We start from the raw sequence: 15,452 nt of genomic DNA on the forward strand, positions 1-15,452 counted from the left end.
GTGCGGCGGCTACCATCCGCCGCATGGACGACGACGTGCGCAACATCGTGCTCGGAGTGGTGGCCACCGCCGTCAGCGGCGGCTTCGGCTGGTTCACCCGGACGTACCTGTGGCGCCGAGCGCTCCGCCGCAAGCAGGCCTTCTTCGGGCTGCCGACCGGCTCGGACTGCCTGTTCGTGGTCAACCGGCAGATGGGCGGGACGGAGACCTCGCTGCACCGCAACGACGCCTTCGCGCTGCTGGAGATATCGGCCCTCATCAAGGACTGCGGGGCGACGGTGCAGATCGTCACCCACGAGGCCCGCCAGGGCTTCGGCGAGCGCGCCGAGTTCTGCGTCGGCGGACCCGCCTCCAACTCCCGTACGGTGGCCCACCTGCACTCGATGCTGCCCGGCGTCCGGGTCGACGTCTCCGCGGAGGCCGGCCCGGACCGGGGGTCGATCGGCGTCGGCGGGGAGACGTACCGCATGGAGCCGGGCCTGGTCGAGTACGTGCTGCTGGCGCGGCTGACGACCGATCAGGGGGCGCGGCCGGTGTTCCTGCTGTCGGGGCAGACCGCCAACAGCAACCAGGCCGCGGCCCGCTACCTGGCCCGCCACCACGAGAGGCTGGCCCGCTCCTACCGCGGGTCCGGCTTCTGCCTCCTGCTGAAGGTGGTCAACTCCGGTGCCTACGGCCCCGATGTGACGGAGCTGGTGGCGGACGTCACCGCCGCGTCCCGGACACCCGCAGCGGCAGCCGCGTGATCCCGTTGATGAAGTTGGAGACCAGCCGGCGCGGCTCGCCGGTGAGTTCGGGCGCGGGCATCGACGTGCGCCACTCCTCGTAGAGGGTGCGCAGCTGGAGCCGGGCGAAGTGGGCGCCGAGGCAGACGTGCGGGCCGTCGCCGAAGGAGACGTGCGGGTTCGGGGAGCGGCCGAGGTCGAGGCGGTGCGGGTCGGGGAAGACGCGTGCGTCGTGGTTGGCGGAGGCGTGGAAGACCACCACCTTGTCGCCGGCGCGGATCCGGGTCCCGGCGAGCTCGGTGTCGCGGGCGGCGGTGCGGCGGAAGCTGAGCACCGGCGGGTGGACGCGCAGGAGTTCCTCGACGGCCCGGCCGGCCGGGGCGCCGCCGTCGGCGAGCGTGCGGTAGGCGCCGGGGTCGCGGGCCAGGGCGAGGAGGCCGCCGGGGGCGGCGCTGCGGACGGTGTCGTTGCCGGCGACGGTCAGCAGGAAGAAGAACATCTCCAGTTCGGCGGGGTCCAGCCCGCCGTGGGCGAGGGCGGTCATCACGTCGTCGCCGGGGTGTGCGCGCTTGTGCGCGGCGAGCTCGCGGGCGTAGCCGAACATCTCGCCGAGCAGGGCCGGTGAGCGCGGGTTCAGCGGCTTCCCGTCGGGGCCGAGGAGGGGGGCCGGGGCGTCCTCGGGGTCCTGGTAGCCGATGACGCGTACGGTCCACTCCAGCAGCAGGCCCCGGTCGGCGGCGGGGACGCCGAGCAGGTCGGTGAGGTTGAGCAGGGCGTACTCGTCGGTGACGGCCCGCACCACGTCGGCGGTCCCGTCCTCGGCGCCGTCCCGGGCGGCGGCCAGGAGGGTGCGGGCGCGCTCGCGGACCCGGCCCGCGAAGGCGTCGACCCGGGCGGGGGTGAAGGCGCGGGAGACCAGGCGGCGCAGCCGGCCGTGGTCGGGCGGGTCCTGGTTGAGCATGGTGCGCCGCAGGAAGGGCAGGTCGGCGGGGTCGGGGTCGCGGATCTGGGTGGCGCCGAGCCAGGAGGAGTACGCCCTGTGGTCGCGCAGGACCCGGACCACGTCGGCGTGCCGGGTGACGGCCCAGAACCCGGGCCCGGCGGGCCAGCCCAGTACCTCCGGCTCCTCCTGCCAGGCCACCGGGGCCCGGTCGCGCAGGAGCCGGTAGCGCTCGTGCGGGACGCCTGCGGCGTAGAGGCGCGGATCGAACACGTCGGGCACCGCGGCACCGTCCGGGGCACCGGGCCCCTCCGGAAAGCCGGCACCGCCCGGGGTGCCGGACGCTGCGGGGGCTGCGGGCGCTGCCGGGGTCCCGGGGCCTGCCGGGGCTGCGGGAGCTGCCGGAGCTACCGGAGCGACCGGGCCTGCCGGAGCTGCCGGAGCTGCGGGAGCTGCCGGAGCTGCCGGAGCTACCGGAGCGACCGGGGCTGCGGGGGCTGCGGGAGCTGCCGGAGCTGCCGGAGCTACCGGAGCGACCGGGGCTGCCGGGGCTGCGGGCGCTGCCGGAGCTACCGGAGCGACCGGGCCTGCCGGAGCTGCCGGAGCTGCGGGAACTGCCGGAGCGACCGGGGCTGCGGGAGCTGCGGGAGCTGCGGGAGCTGCCGGAGCTGCCGGAGCGACCGGGGCTGCGGGGGCTGCGGGGGCTGCGGGGGCTGCGGGGGCTGCGGGGGCTGCGGGATCATGTGCGGCACGTTCCATGGCCCACACCGTGACGGCACGCACCGCCCGGCCACAAGACGCCGGCCGCCGTCAGCGGCCCGCGTCGCAGCCGGCCGCCGGCAGGGCGGTGTCGGTGCCGCGCAGGACCACCTCGTACAGCGGGTCCATGGTGGACAGGGCGCTGCACACCAGCTGGCGGCGGCCGACCGGGTCGAGGCCGGCGACGGGGAAGGGCAGGCGCACCTCCAGCCGGTCGCTCACGGCCACGGCCACCCCGCCCTCGGCGGCCTCCTCCCCGACGACCGGAACCCGGGTGGCGAGCCCCGCGTCGCGCTCCGCCTCGCCGGGGCCGCGCAGCAGCCCGATCACGCTCCCCCGGGGGCCGCCCTGGGTGTACTCGGGCTGCGGCGCGGGGGCCAGGTGCCCGTCGGGGGTGACGAAGTAGGCCATGGAGCCCCCGGCCCGCGCGACGGCGACCCGGGCGGCGGCCCCGCTCTCCACGACCCCCGTCGGCTTGATCCCGCAGGCGGTGGCCGTCCACAGCGGGGCCAGCAGGGCGGCGGCCACGGCGGGTCCGCGCAGCGGCCGGCTCACGGGGCGGCCTCCAGGGGCATGTCGAGCGTGAACACCGCTCCCCCGAACGCGTCCGCATCGGGCTCGGCGTTGGCGGCGATCAGGGTGCCCCCGTGCAGCCGGACGTTCTCCAGGCTGATCGCGAGGCCGAGGCCGCTCCCGGCGGAGCGGGTGCGGGCCGCGTCGGCCTTGAAGAACCGGTCGAAGATGTGCGGCAGCACCTCGGCGGCGATCCCGGGGCCGCTGTCGGCGACCTCCACCACGAGTCGCTCCCCCTCGGGGGCGGCGGCGGTGCGCACGGCGACCCGCACGGGAGCGGCTCCGTGCCGCAGCGCGTTGCCGACCAGGTTGGCGAGGACCACGTCGAAGCGGCGGGGGTCGAGGCGGGCGCGGATCCCCTCGGGCAGGTAGGTGGTGACCCGGCCGTCGTCCCAGTGGCGGCGCTGGAGGGTCTTGCCCACGGCCTCGGCGACGTCCACGTCGTCGAGGTTGAGGCCGGCGGCGCGGGCGTCGAAGCGGGAGATCTCCATCAGGTCCTCGACGAGCACGGCGAGCTTGCCGGTCTCGGCGCTGATCAGCCGCAGGGCCTTGGCCGTGTCGGCGTCGAGCTGCTCGGCGTCCTCGTCGAGGACCTCGGTGACGGCGAGCATCCCGGCGAGCGGGGTGCGCAGTTCGTGGGAGACGTCGGCGGCGAACCGGCGGGCCCGGGCCTCCGCCTCCCGCAGCTCGGCCACGGACTCCTCCAGGGCTCCGGCGGTCTCGTTGAAGGTGCGGGCGAGGCCGGCCAGTTCGTCGGCGCCCCGGACCTCGATCCGGGTGTCGAGGCGGCCGCGCCCCAGGTGCTGGGCGGCGCGCCGCATGTCGCGGACGGGGCGCAGCACGCTGCGCGCGGCGAGCAGGGCGGGGACGACGGCGATGGCGAGGCCCGGGACCGCGCCCTGCTTGGCCGCCTGGACCATGGCGTCGACGGTCTGCTGTTCGGTGGAGAGCGGCATGACGGCGTAGAGGACGGCTCCGGTGGCCTCGCGGGCCCCGTTGTGCAGGAAGACGGCGGGCATGCCGATGGTCAGGTACGGCTCGCCCCGGTCGCCCGTGACCCGCTGGAAGGCCCCGTGGGGGTGGGCGACGACCTGGGCGCGGAGCGTGTCGGTGAGGACGTCGGAGACGGGCGCGCCGAGGTCGGCGGAGGAGGCGCGCAGGGTGCCGTACTCGCCGAAGACCACCCAGGGGTGCGGTTTGCCGCGTCTGCCGAGGTCGTCGACGAGCCGCTGGAGCTGGCGCTGGTCCATCGGCAGGGTCAGGGCCGCGGCCTCCAGCTGGTCGCGCAGGGTGCTGACGGCGGTGTCCTGGCTCTGGGTGAGGACGGCGCTGCGCGCCTGCCGGTAGGTGAGGGCGGCGGTGCTGACCGCGGAGACGGCGGCGACCAGGAGGAACGCGGCGATCAGGCGGGTGCGCAGGCCGAACGGCGCGCGGCTGGGCACAACGGTCTCCTAGAGCGGCCCGAAGCGGTAGCCGAAGCCCCGCACCGTCTGTATGTAGCGGGGGCCGCGGGCGGGGTCCTCGACCTTGTGGCGCAGCCGCCGGACGCAGGCGTCCACGAGCCGGGCGTCGGCATGGTAGCTGTGCTCCCACACGCTCTCCAGCAGCTGCTGGCGGGAGAAGACCTGTTCCGGGGCGGCCGACAGGTGGAGCAGGAGCTTGAGCTCGCTGGGGGCGAGGGGCAGCCGTTCGCCGTTCTTGGCGACGGTCAGTCCGGCGCGGTCGACGGCGAGTTCGCCGTGGTGTTCGGTCCCGAGGCGGCCGAGCGGGTCCGGGCGGCGGCGCAGGACGGCGCGGACGCGGGCCTCGATGATCTCGGTGCGGGCGGGTTTGACGATGTAGTCGTCGGCCCCGGCCTCCAGGCCGACGACGATGTCGAAGTCGTCGCCGCGCGCGGTGAGCATGATGATCGGGACCAGGCTGGTCTCGCGGATCCGGCGGCAGACCTGGACGCCGTTGATCCCGGGCAGCATCAGGTCGAGCAGGACGAGCTCGGGGTGGAAGGAGCCCGTCAGGGCGAGCCCCTCCTCCCCGGTGCCGGCGGCTTCGACCTCGTGGCCCCGGCGGCGCAGGCCGAGGGCGACTCCTTCCCGGATGGAAGGGTCGTCCTCGATCAGCAGTACGCGTGGCATCCGGTCCAGTATCCCAAGGTGTTCTGCCGCTTTTCCTCCCCCTACCGGCCGGTCTTGCGGCGCAGGGAGTCCAGCAGGTCGGTGATCTCGGCCAGGCGCAGGGGCCCGGCGAGGAGTACGACGACCAGGGCGAGCGCGGCGGTTCCCGCCCCGGCCGCGGCGAACGCGCCGAGTCCGTCGGCGGCGCGGGCGGCCCCGTACCCGGCGGCGGCCGCGGGCAGGCAGGCGGCGAGGAGCCGCAGGTGGGTGCGCAGGGCGGTGGCGGTACGGGGGCCGGTGCGCGGGCCGAGCCGGCGGGAGAGGGCGTAGGCGGTGACGGCGGCGCCGCCCGTGAAGGCGAGGGAGGTGGCGGCGGCCATGCCGGTGACGGCCCAGCGGGCGGGCAGCAGCAGGTAGGCGGCGTAGGAGAGGCCGGCGTTGAGGGCGACGACGACCAGGTTGAGGAGGAAGGGGGTGCGGGTGTCGGAGAGGGCGTAGAAGCCGCGGGCGAGCACGTACTGGGCGGAGTAGGCGACCAGGCCGGGGGCGAAGGCGACGAGCATGCCGGCCATGGCGGCGACCCCCTCGGCGGTGACCTGTCCGTATCCGGAGACGCAGTCCATCACCCAGGGGGCCAGCGCGGCGAAGAGCGCCGCCGCGGGCAGGACGAGGGCGGCGCTGGAGCGCAGGGCGTACGAGACGTCCTCGCGGACGGCGCCGAGGTCTCCCCCGGCCGCGGCCGAGCTCATCCGGGGCATGAGGGCGGTGACCAGGGAGACGGTGACGATGCCCTGCGGGACGACCCACAGCTGGTAGGCGCTGGTGTAGGCGGCGTAGCCGAAACCGGAGCCGCCCGGCGAGTCCTGGACGGTGGTGGAGAGCTTGGTCACCACCCAGTAGGCGAACTGGTTGGTGAGCACGAGCATGACCAGCCAGCCGGCGTTGCGCAGGGGGCGGGTGAGGCCGCTGCCGCGCCAGTCGAAGCGGGGGCGCCAGCGGAAGCGGGCGGCGCGCAGCGCGGGGACCAGGGCGAGTGCCTGGACGACGATGCCGGCGGTGGTGCCGAGGCCCAGCAGCCGGGTCTCGGCGGCGGTGAGGCCGTCCCGGCCGCCGCCGGAGGCGTGGAGGAAGTAGCCGAAGACGGCGATGATCACGAGGTTGTTGAGGACCGGGGTCCACATCATCGCGCCGAACCGGCCGCGGGCGTTCAGCACTTGGCCGAGGAGGGTGAACAGCCCGTAGAAGAGGATCTGGGGCAGGCACAGGCGCGCCAGGGCGACGACCGTGGCACGCTGCGCGTCCGTGTACGAGGAGGGGGTGTAGGCGTCCACGACCACCGGTGCGGCGAGGACGGCGACGGCGGTCAGCGCGAGGAGCGCCACGGTGCAGGCGGTCAGCAGCCGGTCGGTGTACGCGGCCCCGCCGTCGCGGTGGTCCTTGGCGGCGCGGACGAGCTCGGGGACGAAGACGGCGTTGAGCGCGCCGCCTATGAGCAGCATGTAGAGGATGTTCGGGACGGTGTTGGCGACGGCGAAGCCGTCCCCGAGGAACGCGGTGCCCAGCGCGGCGAGGACCACGGCGGAGCGGAGGAAGCCGGTGGCGCGGGAGACGACGGAGCCGGCCGCCATGAGGGCGCCGCTGCGCAGCACCGAGGTCGTCGCCGGAGCCGCGGGCTCCGCTGCGGCGGGCCTGGTGTCGGTGGCTGTCACGGGCGGTCTCCCTGGGGGTTCGGGTGTGCGGGGTCGAGGGTGGAGGGTACCTGGCGGGACGGAAGCCCCTCCTCCGGAATTCAGTAGCGGAAGATGTCATTCGCCCCTTTCCGTAGAGCCGGAGGTCCTTTATCCGGGTCCAAGACGGCTATCGGCCAGGCCCGTGAGAACCGGTCACCGGCCCCCGACGGCGGCGAATGTGACCGTATGGCAACCGTTTCGCTGCGGCCCATGTCACAAGGGCTTGGACGGGCTTTTCCGAGGAAAGCGCAACCTAAAGTCGTCCCGTTCACTCCTTCCTTGTGGACGATCAATGCTTCGGAGGGGTTTTCCTTGAGCCGCACACGCCGTACCGCACTTCCGCGCCGCCGGGTCCGCCACGTGGCGCTCGCCGGCACCGCGCTGCTGACCGCCGCGCTGACCGCCTGTTCGGGCGGCTCGGGCGACGGTGCGGCCGGCGGCGGCAAGGCGGACGCGAAGAACAAGCCGGCCATGGCCGTCTCGGTGAACCTGACGGGCGACCAGGTCAAGGCGGGCGAGCCGGTCAAGGTGACCATCGCCGACGGCAAGCTGGCGCAGGTGAAGGTGACGGACGGCAAGGGCGGCGAGCTCGCCGGGCAGATCGCCTCCGACGGCAGGACCTGGACCTCGGGCCGGGGCGCGGCGCCCAACACCGAGTACAAGGTCGAGGCGCAGAACACCGACAGCCAGAACGCGGGCACGCAGTTCAAGACCTCGGCCGCCGACAAGGTGAACAAGGTCTCCATCAACATCCCGAAGGGCAGCACGGTCGGGGTCGCGATGCCCGTCTCCCTCGTCTTCGACAATCCGGTGAAGAACAAGGCCGAGGTCGAGAAGCAGCTGAAGGTGACCACCTCGAACAACACCGAAGGCTCCTGGGGCTGGTTCAAGGACTATTCCGGCAACGACCGGGTGGACTGGCGGCCGAAGGACTACTGGAAGTCCGGCACCGACGTGAAGGTGGAGATGAACCTGAACGGCGTGGACTCCGGCACGGGCGGCGGCCTCTTCGCCCGCGACTACAGCACGGAGTTCAAGATAGGCAAGGACCGCCGGATCGAAGTGAGCCTCGACACCAAGAAGATGTCGATCACCGAGGACAGCCAGGTCGTGAGGACGGTCCCGGTGTCGGCGGGCACTCCGGGCGGCCAGAAGGCCTCCTGGTCCGGGAAGATGGTGCTGATGGCCAAGGAGGGCACCATCCGGATGGACTCCCAGACGGTGGGCCTGGGCGACGCCTACGACAAGATGGTCGACTACTCGATGCGCCTGACCTGGTCGGGCATGTACGTGCACGCCGCCCCCTGGAACTCGGCCCACTTCGGCAACGCCAACACCAGTTCCGGCTGCGTGGGCATGAGCGACGCCAACGCGAAGGCCGTCTACGAGCAGGTACAGGCCGGCGACCCCCTCGAGGTGGTCGGCAGCGGCTCCAAGGGCAAGGCCGACATCGGCAACGGCTACGGCGAGTGGAACCTGTCCTGGGACCAGTGGAAGACCAAGAGCGCCCTGGCTGGCGGCGGCACCCAGGCGGGCTGACCCCCGGGCCCGGGCGGACCGGGGCGAGCCGGGCGGACCGGGGCAGGCGCCTCGGATCCTGACGTTCCACCAATTGTTACCGCTACGTAACTTACTCGTGGGTTACCTTGAGTAAGTCCCTCCCGTTACCGTCGGTTCACTTTCGGACACCGGCGCACGCGAGGAGCGTTCGATGCAAGCCCGCCCCCACACCGCAGCGGCCGCGGCCGCCCTGATCGCGGCGACCGCCCTGGGCCTGGCCCCCCACCCGGCCCAGGCGGCACCCGCCGCCGCCCCGCAGACGTCCGGGCGGCAGTCCTCCGACGTACGCTTCCACGACATCCCCGGCTCCGGCGGGATCACCCTCAAGGGCAACGTCTTCACCCCGGCCGGCGCCGAGCCCGGCCGGACGTACCCGCTGATCGTGCTCCCCACCAGCTGGGGCCTGCCGCAGGTCGAGTACCTCGCCCAGGCCAGGCAGCTCGCCGACTCCGGCTACACCGTGGTCAGTTACACCTCCCGCGGGTTCTGGCTCTCCGGCGGGCAGATCGAGACGGCCGGACCCGCCGACATCGCCGACGTCTCGGCCGTCGTCGACTGGGCCCTGGCCCACACCCCCGCCGACCCCGCCCGCGTGGGACTGGGCGGGGTCTCCTACGGCGCGGGCATCAGCCTGCTGGCCTCCGCGCACGACCCCCGGATCAAGGCCGTGGTCGCGCTCAGCGGCTGGGCCGACCTCATCGAGTCCATCTACTCCGGGCGCACCCAGCACCTCCAGGCGGCCGGGCTGCTCGGTGCGACCGGCTACCTCACCGGCCGCCCCGGGCCCGAACTCCGGCAGGTCCTCGGCGACTTCCTCGGCTCCCGGCTGGAGAACGAGCAGGCGATGATCGCGTGGGGGAAGAAGCGCTCCGCCTCCGAACAGGTGGACCGGATCAACGCCAACGGCGCCGCCGTCATGCTGGGCAACGCCTGGGGCGACACCGTCTTCCCGCCCAACCAGTACGCGGACTTCTTCGAGAAGCTCACCGGCCCCAAGCGCCTGGAGTTCCGCCCCGGGGACCACGCCACCGCCGAGGCCACCGGTCTGTTCGGCCTGCCCAACGACACCTGGACCAACGCCCACCGCTGGTTCGACCGCTACCTCAAGGGCGAGCGCAACGGGGTGGACGCCGAGGCCCCCGTCCAGATCAAGTCCCGCAGCACCGGGGGCTACGAGGGCTACGCCGACTGGAAGTCGGTCGGCTCCGGCGGCCGCGAGGTGCTCCCCCTCGCCGAGAGCGAGCACGTGTGGGCCAACGTCGACTCCGGCGCCGACGGCGGGACCGTCCTCCTCTCCAGCATCCTCGACCAGTTCGCCAAGGCGCCCCCGGTCGCCTCCGTCCCGCTCCTGCCCCGCGCCTTCGCCGCCGTCTGGCAGTCCCCGCGCCACGACCGCGAGCGCCGCGTGCGCGGCACCGTGCGCCTGCACACCACCGTCACGCCCACCAAGGGGGACGGGACCTTCGTCGCCTACCTGTACGACGTCGGCCCGCTCGGCCTCGGCAAGCTGGTCAGCAACGCCCCGTACACCTTCCACGGGAAGGCCCCCGGGCAGCCGTTCGGGGTGGACCTGGACCTCTTCTCCACCGCCTACGACGTGCCCGCGGGCCACCGGCTGGCCCTCGTCATCGACACGGTCGACCCGCTCTACGCCGAGCACAACCCGGCCGGCGCGCAGCTGGCCTTCTCCTCGCCGCGCACCGACCCCTCGTACGTCTCGGTGCCGCTGCGCGAGCAGTGAGCGGCGGGCCCGGCGGCTACCTTCCCGGCAGCACCGTGCCCGGTTCGGCGGGGGCGACCACGACGGCCCTGGTCTTGAGGCTGCGCCGCTCCCGCCGGGCCACCCAGGTGGCGAACCAGGACAGCAGCATGCACATCCCGATGTAGATCGGCGAGATGATCATCACCACGGGGATGAACGGCAGGTCGTAGTCGAGGTTCGAGGCGATCAGCTTGCCCGCGTGCAGGAACTCCTCGTAGGTGATCAGGTAGCCGAGCGAGGTGTCCTTCAGGGCCACGACCAGCTGGCTGATGATCGTGGGCAGCATCGCCCGGACCGCCTGCGGGGCCAGGACGGAGGTCATCACCTGCGTCTTGCGCATGCCGAGCGCGTACGCCGCCTCGCGCTGCCCCCGCTCCACCGAGTCGATCCCGGTGCGGAAGACCTCCGCGAGCACCGAGCCGTTGTACAGGGTGAGCCCCGCCACCAGGGCGGGCAGCGGCTGCACCTTCAGCGCGACGAAGATGAAGAAGATCATCACCAGCACCGGCATGGCCCGGAAGAACTCCACGCACAGCGTCGCCGGCCAGCGCGCGGCCCGGTGCACCGAGAGCCGGCCGGCGGCCAGCACCGCGCCGAGCGCCAGCGAGAGCACCGAGGCGTACAGGAAGGCCTTGAGGGTGTTGCCCAGGCCCCGGAGCAGCAGTTCCTGGATGCCCTTGTAGGTGAAGGGGCTCCACTTGGCCGCGGTGAACTGGTGGGTGTCGAAGAGCAGGTAGAGGACCCAGGCGAGCAGGCCGAGGATCACCGCCGTCGAGACGATCCCGTAGACGAAGTGGCGGTGCAGGGTCTTCGGGCCGGGCAGGTCGTAGAGGGCGGTGGACTCCTGGTCCCCGTGCAGCGCGTGCGCGGTCATCGGACGACTCCGTAGCGCTTCTCCAGCACGTGGAAGAGCGCGCTGATGGACAGGGTGATGATCAGGTAGCCCACGGCGATCCAGACGAAGGTCCAGACGATGTTGTAGCCCATCTCGTTGAGCGGCTTGTAGGTGCCCAGCAGCTCGGTGACGCTGAAGGCCCCGGCGATGGCCGAGTTCTTGGCGAGGGCGATCAGCGTCGAGCCGATGGGCGGGATGACGGAACGGAAGGCCTGCGGCAGCACGACCGTGCCCAGGGTCTGCCGGAAGTCCATCCCCAGGCTGCGGGCGGCCTCCCCCTGCCCCTTGGGCACGGTGTTGATGCCCGAGCGCAGCACCTCGCAGATGAAGGCCGAGGTGTAGCAGCCGAGGGTGAGGACGGCGAAGACCTGGAAGGGCAGGACCAGCCCGAAGCGCGGCAGGCCCAGCAGCACGGCGAAGAAGAGCAGGGTGAGCGGGGTGTTGCGCAGCACGTTCACCCAGACCGTGCCGAAGACCCGGAAGGAGCCGACCGGCGCGACGCGGAAGGCGGCCATCAGGAAGCCCAGGACCAGGGCGAGGAGCGAGGAGTAGACGGTGAGCTCGACGGTGCCGAGGAAGCCCTTGCCGTAGAGCGCGAAGTTCTCGGTGAGTACGTCCATGGTGGTGTGCCCTCCCCTCAGCCCGCGGGATAGCGGTCGATGGCGGGCGGTCGGGGGGCCGGCCGGCCGGAGAGGCCGAGCGTGGCCCCGTAGGCCTTGCTCCAGTCGCCGTTGGCCTCGTGCGCGGCCAGGGCGTCGTCGATGGCGAGGCGCAGGGCGGTGTCGGAGCGCGGGACGCCGACGCCGTACGGCTCCTTGGAGAAGGGACTGCCGACGACCTTGAGCTCCTCGGGGGCCTTGGCGGCGTAGCCGAGGAGGATCGAGTCGTCGGTGGAGACCGCGTCCACCTGGTAGGTCAGCAGGTTGTCCACGCAGACCGCGTAGGTGTCGTAGGCGACGAGCACCGCCTCGGGGTGCTCGCTCTGCAGGCGCTGGTACGGGGTGGAGCCGGCCGCGGAGCAGACCCGCTTGCCGGCGAGGTCCTCGGGACCCTTGATGTCCTTCTCGCCCCGGCGGACCAGCAGGGACTGTCCGGCCATGAAGTAGGGCCCGGCGAATCCGACCTGCTTCTTGCGCTTGTCGTTGATGGTGTAGGTGCCCACGTAGTAGTCGATCTGTCCGTTCTGGAGGGCGGTCTCGCGGTTGGCGGAGGAGATCGTCTTGAACTCGATCGTCTTGGGGTCGAAGCCGAGCGAGGCGGAGATCATCCTGGCGATCTCGATGTCGAAGCCGGAGTAGGCGCCGGTGGCGGGGTCCTTGGACCCCATGTACGGCTGGTCCTCCTTGGCCCCGACCACCAGGTGGCCGCGCTTCCTCGCCCTCTCCCAGGTGGGCGACGCGGGCAGCTGGAATCCGGTGTCGACGCGGTAGACGGGCAGGTCCTCGGGCTGCGGCCCCTTGACCGGGGGGCTGCCGCTCCTGCCGCAGCCGCAGACGGCCGCGAGCAGGGCGAGGACCAGGGCGAGCGTGCGCAGGACGTGCTTCATCGGGGCCGCCCCTCAGTGCTTGAGGATCTTGGAGAGGAAGTCCCGGGCCCGCTCGCTCTCGGGGGCGGAGAAGAACTCCTCCGGGGTCCGGTCCTCGACGATCCTGCCGTCGGCCATGAAGACGACGCGGTTCGCGGCGGAACGGGCGAAGCCCATCTCGTGGGTGACCACGACCATGGTCATGCCCTCGGCGGCGAGCTGCTGCATGACCTCCAGGACCTCGTTGATCATCTCGGGGTCGAGGGCGGAGGTGGGTTCGTCGAAGAGCAGGGCCTTGGGGTTCATGGCCAGGGCGCGGGCGATGGCCACGCGCTGCTGCTGTCCGCCGGAGAGCTGGGCGGGGAGCTTGTCGGCCTGGCTCGCCAGGCCGACCCGGTCGAGGAGTTCCCGGGAGCGCTTGTCGGCCTCCTCCTTGCCCCGCTTCCTGACCTTGATCTGGGCGAGGGAGACGTTGGCGAGGACGGTCTTGTGCGCGAAGAGGTTGAAGGACTGGAAGACCATGCCGACCTCGGCGCGCAGCCGCGCCAGCTCCTTGCCCTCGGCGGGCAGCGGGCGGCCGTCCAGGAGGATCTCGCCGGAGCCGATCGTCTCCAGGCGGTTGATGGTCCGGCAGAGGGTGGACTTGCCGGAGCCGGAGGGGCCGATGACCACCACGACCTCTCCGCGGCCGACGGTGAGGTCGATGTCCTGGAGGACGTGCAGATTCCCGTAGTGCTTGTTGACGCCCCGCAGCTCGATCAACGGTTCGACGGCCATACGCTGCCCTGCCCCTTTGTGGGTGTGTCGAGGTCAGCGCAAACTATCCAGCCGCCGAAGGGCACTTCACCTCGACACGCCCGAAAGGTACATAAAGCACATGAGGCTGTCGGCGGACCCGCCCGGTCAGCCCTCGGAGGCCTCCGCGTAGACCTGGCTGAGCTCGGGGGAACCGGTCATCGCCCAGGACACCCCCGACTCGACCACGTCGAGCTCCCGCCCCGAGGCCAGCCGGAGCACGGGCCGGCCGTTGGGCCACACCTGCCAGCCGGTCCCCGGGACGGTCCGCACGATCACGGTCCCCAGGTAGAAGCCCGCGTCGCTGCCCAGCCAGGGCACCGCCTCGGGGTCGCGCCGCCAGCGGGGCATCAGCTGGTCGAGCGCCTCCAACGAGGCCGGGGTCCGGTCGAGTTCCAGACCCGCCGCCCTCGCGTGGTCGCGCAGCAGCTCGCACTCCGAGAACAGCTCGGCGATGCCCTCGGGATCGTCCGCGAGGGCGACGGCAACTGTCGCGGGCCCCCGTTCCGTCTCGTCCCGGTGCAGCCAGTTGGCCAGGAAGGGGATGCGCATACCGCCCAGCCTGGCACCAGGATCCCCGGCTGGCCACAGGGCGCGCCCCGATCCCGCGGCCTTCTACAGATCGAGGTCGACCACGACCGGCGCGTGGTCGGAGGCGCCCTTGCCCTTGCGCTCCTCGCGGTCGACGTAGGCGTCCTTGACCGCCTTCGCGAAGGGCTCGTTGCCGTAGACCAGGTCGATGCGCATGCCCTTGTTCTTGGGGAAGCAGAGCTGGCGGTAGTCCCAGTACGTGTACGGGCGGTCGTACTTCAGGGGGCGCGGCACCACGTCGGAGAGGCCGGCGCCGCGCAGCGCCTCCAGGGCGGCCCGCTCGGCGGGGGTGACGTGGGTGAGCCCCTCGAAGACCGCCGGGTCGTAGACGTCCTCGTCGGTGGGGGCCACGTTGTAGTCGCCGAGGACCGCGAAGGGGCGCGGGCCGGCCGCGTCCTCGGCGACCGCCGCGGTCAGGGCGCGGAACCAGTCCAGCTTGTAGCCGTAGTGGTCGTGCTCGACCTCGCGGCCGTTGGGCACGTACACCGACCAGAGGCGCACGCCGCCGCAGGTGGCGGAGACGGCGCGGGGCTCCTGGACGCCCTCGTAGTCGGGGCCGCCGGGGAGCCCGACGACGACGTCCTCCAGCCCCACCCGGGAGAGCAGGGCCACGCCGTTCCACCGGCCGGTGGCGTTGACGGCCGACTCGTAGCCCAGCTCGCGCAGCGCGTCGGCGGGGAACTGCTCGGCCGAGCACTTGGTCTCCTGGACGCAGAGCACGTCGGTGCCGGAGGCCTCCAGCCAGGCCAGCAGGCGGGGCAGCCGGGCGGTGATCGAGTTGACGTTGAACGTGGCGATACGCATGTCCACCAACCTACCGCCCGGCACCGACAGTCAGAGGGTGGCGCTCTCGCCCGCCCCGAGCCGGCTGTGGGGGGCTCCGCCGAGGTTGTCCAGGGCGCCGTCGTAGATCGGCCGGGCGAGGTCGGCGAGGTAGGCGTCGTGGATGTCGATCGCCCGGCGCGGCTTGACCTCGCGGACGTAGTCGACCACTTCGGAGATCTTGTTCCAGGGGGCGTGCACCGGGAGCATCAGGGTCTCGACGGGGGCGTCCGGCACGGTGAGCGCGTCCCCGGGGTGGAAGAGGGAGCCGTCGACGAGGTAGCCCACGTTGGTGACGCGGGGGAGGTCCGGGTGGATCACGGCGTGCAGCTCGCCGTGGACCTGGACCTCGAACCCGGCGGCGGTGAAGGTGTCGCCGTGGCCGACGGCGTGCACCCGGCCCGGGTAGGCGGCGGCCATCCGCTCGGCGACGCTGCGCAGGGTCCACAGGGCCGCCGCCGGGTTGGCGTCCAGGGCGGCACGCAGCCGGCCCTCGTCGAAGTGGTCGGGGTGCTCGTGGGTGACCAGCAGGGCGTCCGCCCCGAGGCCCGCGTCCGGTTCGCTGAAGACGCCCGGGTCGATGACGAGCGTGTGCCCGTCCTTCTCCAACTGGACGCAGGAGTGCAGCCGTTTGGTGAGCTTCATGATCCCCACCCTATGCCGG

General features: G+C 72.6%; 16 protein-coding genes. 3 read left to right on the forward strand and 13 right to left on the reverse strand.

Features of this window, described 5'->3' with window-relative positions:
* Nucleotides 1-23 precede the first annotated feature (23 nt).
* Nucleotides 24-746: a hypothetical protein gene (locus tag ACIRBY_RS17820; RefSeq protein ID WP_403901474.1), complete on the forward strand. Its 723-nt coding sequence runs from the start codon at nucleotides 24-26 to the stop codon at nucleotides 744-746.
* On the opposite strand, the gene ACIRBY_RS17825 is transcribed toward ACIRBY_RS17820, so the two are convergent.
* From ACIRBY_RS17825 to murJ, 6 genes are all read right to left on the reverse strand, one after another.
* On the reverse strand, nucleotides 706-1,947 hold the full coding sequence (locus ACIRBY_RS17825) for a cytochrome P450 (protein WP_403901476.1): 1,242 nt from the start codon (nucleotides 1,945-1,947) through the stop codon (nucleotides 706-708). The two genes, ACIRBY_RS17820 and ACIRBY_RS17825, sit on opposite strands and share 41 nt — an antisense overlap.
* Before the next feature lie 287 nt (nucleotides 1,948-2,234).
* Complete coding sequence (locus tag ACIRBY_RS17830; RefSeq protein ID WP_403901478.1) at nucleotides 2,235-2,408, reverse strand: hypothetical protein; 174 nt, start codon at nucleotides 2,406-2,408, stop codon at nucleotides 2,235-2,237.
* A 67-nt stretch (nucleotides 2,409-2,475) separates the two neighbouring features.
* Nucleotides 2,476-2,979 (reverse strand): hypothetical protein, encoded by a 504-nt coding sequence (locus tag ACIRBY_RS17835; RefSeq protein ID WP_403901479.1) that lies wholly within the window; start codon nucleotides 2,977-2,979, stop codon nucleotides 2,476-2,478.
* The gene (locus ACIRBY_RS17840; protein ID WP_403901480.1) at nucleotides 2,976-4,439 is read right to left on the reverse strand and encodes an ATP-binding protein; all 1,464 of its coding nucleotides are present in this window, start codon (nucleotides 4,437-4,439) and stop codon (nucleotides 2,976-2,978) included. Before ACIRBY_RS17840 ends, ACIRBY_RS17835 begins: the two co-directional genes overlap by 4 nt.
* Nucleotides 4,440-4,448: 9 nt before the next feature.
* Nucleotides 4,449-5,129: a response regulator gene (locus ACIRBY_RS17845; RefSeq protein WP_403901481.1), complete on the reverse strand. Its 681-nt coding sequence runs from the start codon at nucleotides 5,127-5,129 to the stop codon at nucleotides 4,449-4,451.
* A 41-nt stretch (nucleotides 5,130-5,170) separates the two neighbouring features.
* Nucleotides 5,171-6,817 (reverse strand): murein biosynthesis integral membrane protein MurJ, encoded by a 1,647-nt coding sequence (murJ, locus tag ACIRBY_RS17850; protein WP_403901483.1) that lies wholly within the window; start codon nucleotides 6,815-6,817, stop codon nucleotides 5,171-5,173.
* Nucleotides 6,818-7,150: 333 nt separating this feature from the next.
* Here murJ and ACIRBY_RS17855 point away from each other — a divergent pair, with 333 nt between their 5' ends.
* Complete coding sequence (locus ACIRBY_RS17855) at nucleotides 7,151-8,377, forward strand: Ig-like domain-containing protein (RefSeq protein WP_403901485.1); 1,227 nt, start codon at nucleotides 7,151-7,153, stop codon at nucleotides 8,375-8,377.
* A 172-nt stretch (nucleotides 8,378-8,549) separates the two neighbouring features.
* Nucleotides 8,550-10,139 (forward strand): alpha/beta fold hydrolase, encoded by a 1,590-nt coding sequence (locus ACIRBY_RS17860; protein WP_403901486.1) that lies wholly within the window; start codon nucleotides 8,550-8,552, stop codon nucleotides 10,137-10,139.
* A gap of 16 nt (nucleotides 10,140-10,155) precedes the next feature.
* On the opposite strand, the gene ACIRBY_RS17865 is transcribed toward ACIRBY_RS17860, so the two are convergent.
* The 7 genes from ACIRBY_RS17865 to ACIRBY_RS17895 all read right to left on the reverse strand — a co-directional run bounded on the left by ACIRBY_RS17865 (nucleotide 10,156) and on the right by ACIRBY_RS17895 (nucleotide 15,433).
* Nucleotides 10,156-11,034 carry an amino acid ABC transporter permease gene (locus ACIRBY_RS17865; protein ID WP_403901488.1) on the reverse strand — a complete coding sequence of 293 codons (879 nt, stop codon included), beginning with the start codon at nucleotides 11,032-11,034 and terminating at the stop codon, nucleotides 10,156-10,158.
* On the reverse strand, nucleotides 11,031-11,675 hold the full coding sequence (locus ACIRBY_RS17870) for an amino acid ABC transporter permease (RefSeq protein ID WP_366452929.1): 645 nt from the start codon (nucleotides 11,673-11,675) through the stop codon (nucleotides 11,031-11,033). The genes ACIRBY_RS17865 and ACIRBY_RS17870 overlap by 4 nt, the downstream gene beginning before the upstream one ends.
* A 17-nt stretch (nucleotides 11,676-11,692) precedes the next feature.
* On the reverse strand, nucleotides 11,693-12,601 hold the full coding sequence (locus ACIRBY_RS17875; protein ID WP_403901490.1) for a glutamate ABC transporter substrate-binding protein: 909 nt from the start codon (nucleotides 12,599-12,601) through the stop codon (nucleotides 11,693-11,695).
* A 12-nt stretch (nucleotides 12,602-12,613) separates the two neighbouring features.
* Entirely contained in the window at nucleotides 12,614-13,357 is a 744-nt protein-coding gene (locus ACIRBY_RS17880) for an amino acid ABC transporter ATP-binding protein (protein WP_390689381.1), read from the reverse strand.
* Between the two features lie 126 nt (nucleotides 13,358-13,483).
* Nucleotides 13,484-13,927 (reverse strand): DUF6278 family protein, encoded by a 444-nt coding sequence (locus tag ACIRBY_RS17885; RefSeq protein ID WP_403901492.1) that lies wholly within the window; start codon nucleotides 13,925-13,927, stop codon nucleotides 13,484-13,486.
* Nucleotides 13,928-13,990: 63 nt separating this feature from the next.
* A complete protein-coding gene (locus ACIRBY_RS17890) occupies nucleotides 13,991-14,770 on the reverse strand; it encodes an exodeoxyribonuclease III (RefSeq protein ID WP_403901493.1) in 780 nt (259 codons plus the stop codon).
* Nucleotides 14,771-14,800: 30 nt separating this feature from the next.
* Complete coding sequence (locus tag ACIRBY_RS17895) at nucleotides 14,801-15,433, reverse strand: MBL fold metallo-hydrolase (protein WP_403901494.1); 633 nt, start codon at nucleotides 15,431-15,433, stop codon at nucleotides 14,801-14,803.
* Between the last annotated feature and the right edge of the window lie 19 nt (nucleotides 15,434-15,452).

The sequence above is a fragment of the Streptomyces sp. NPDC096136 genome, from assembly GCF_044763325.1.
Classification (GTDB): domain Bacteria; phylum Actinomycetota; class Actinomycetes; order Streptomycetales; family Streptomycetaceae; genus Streptomyces.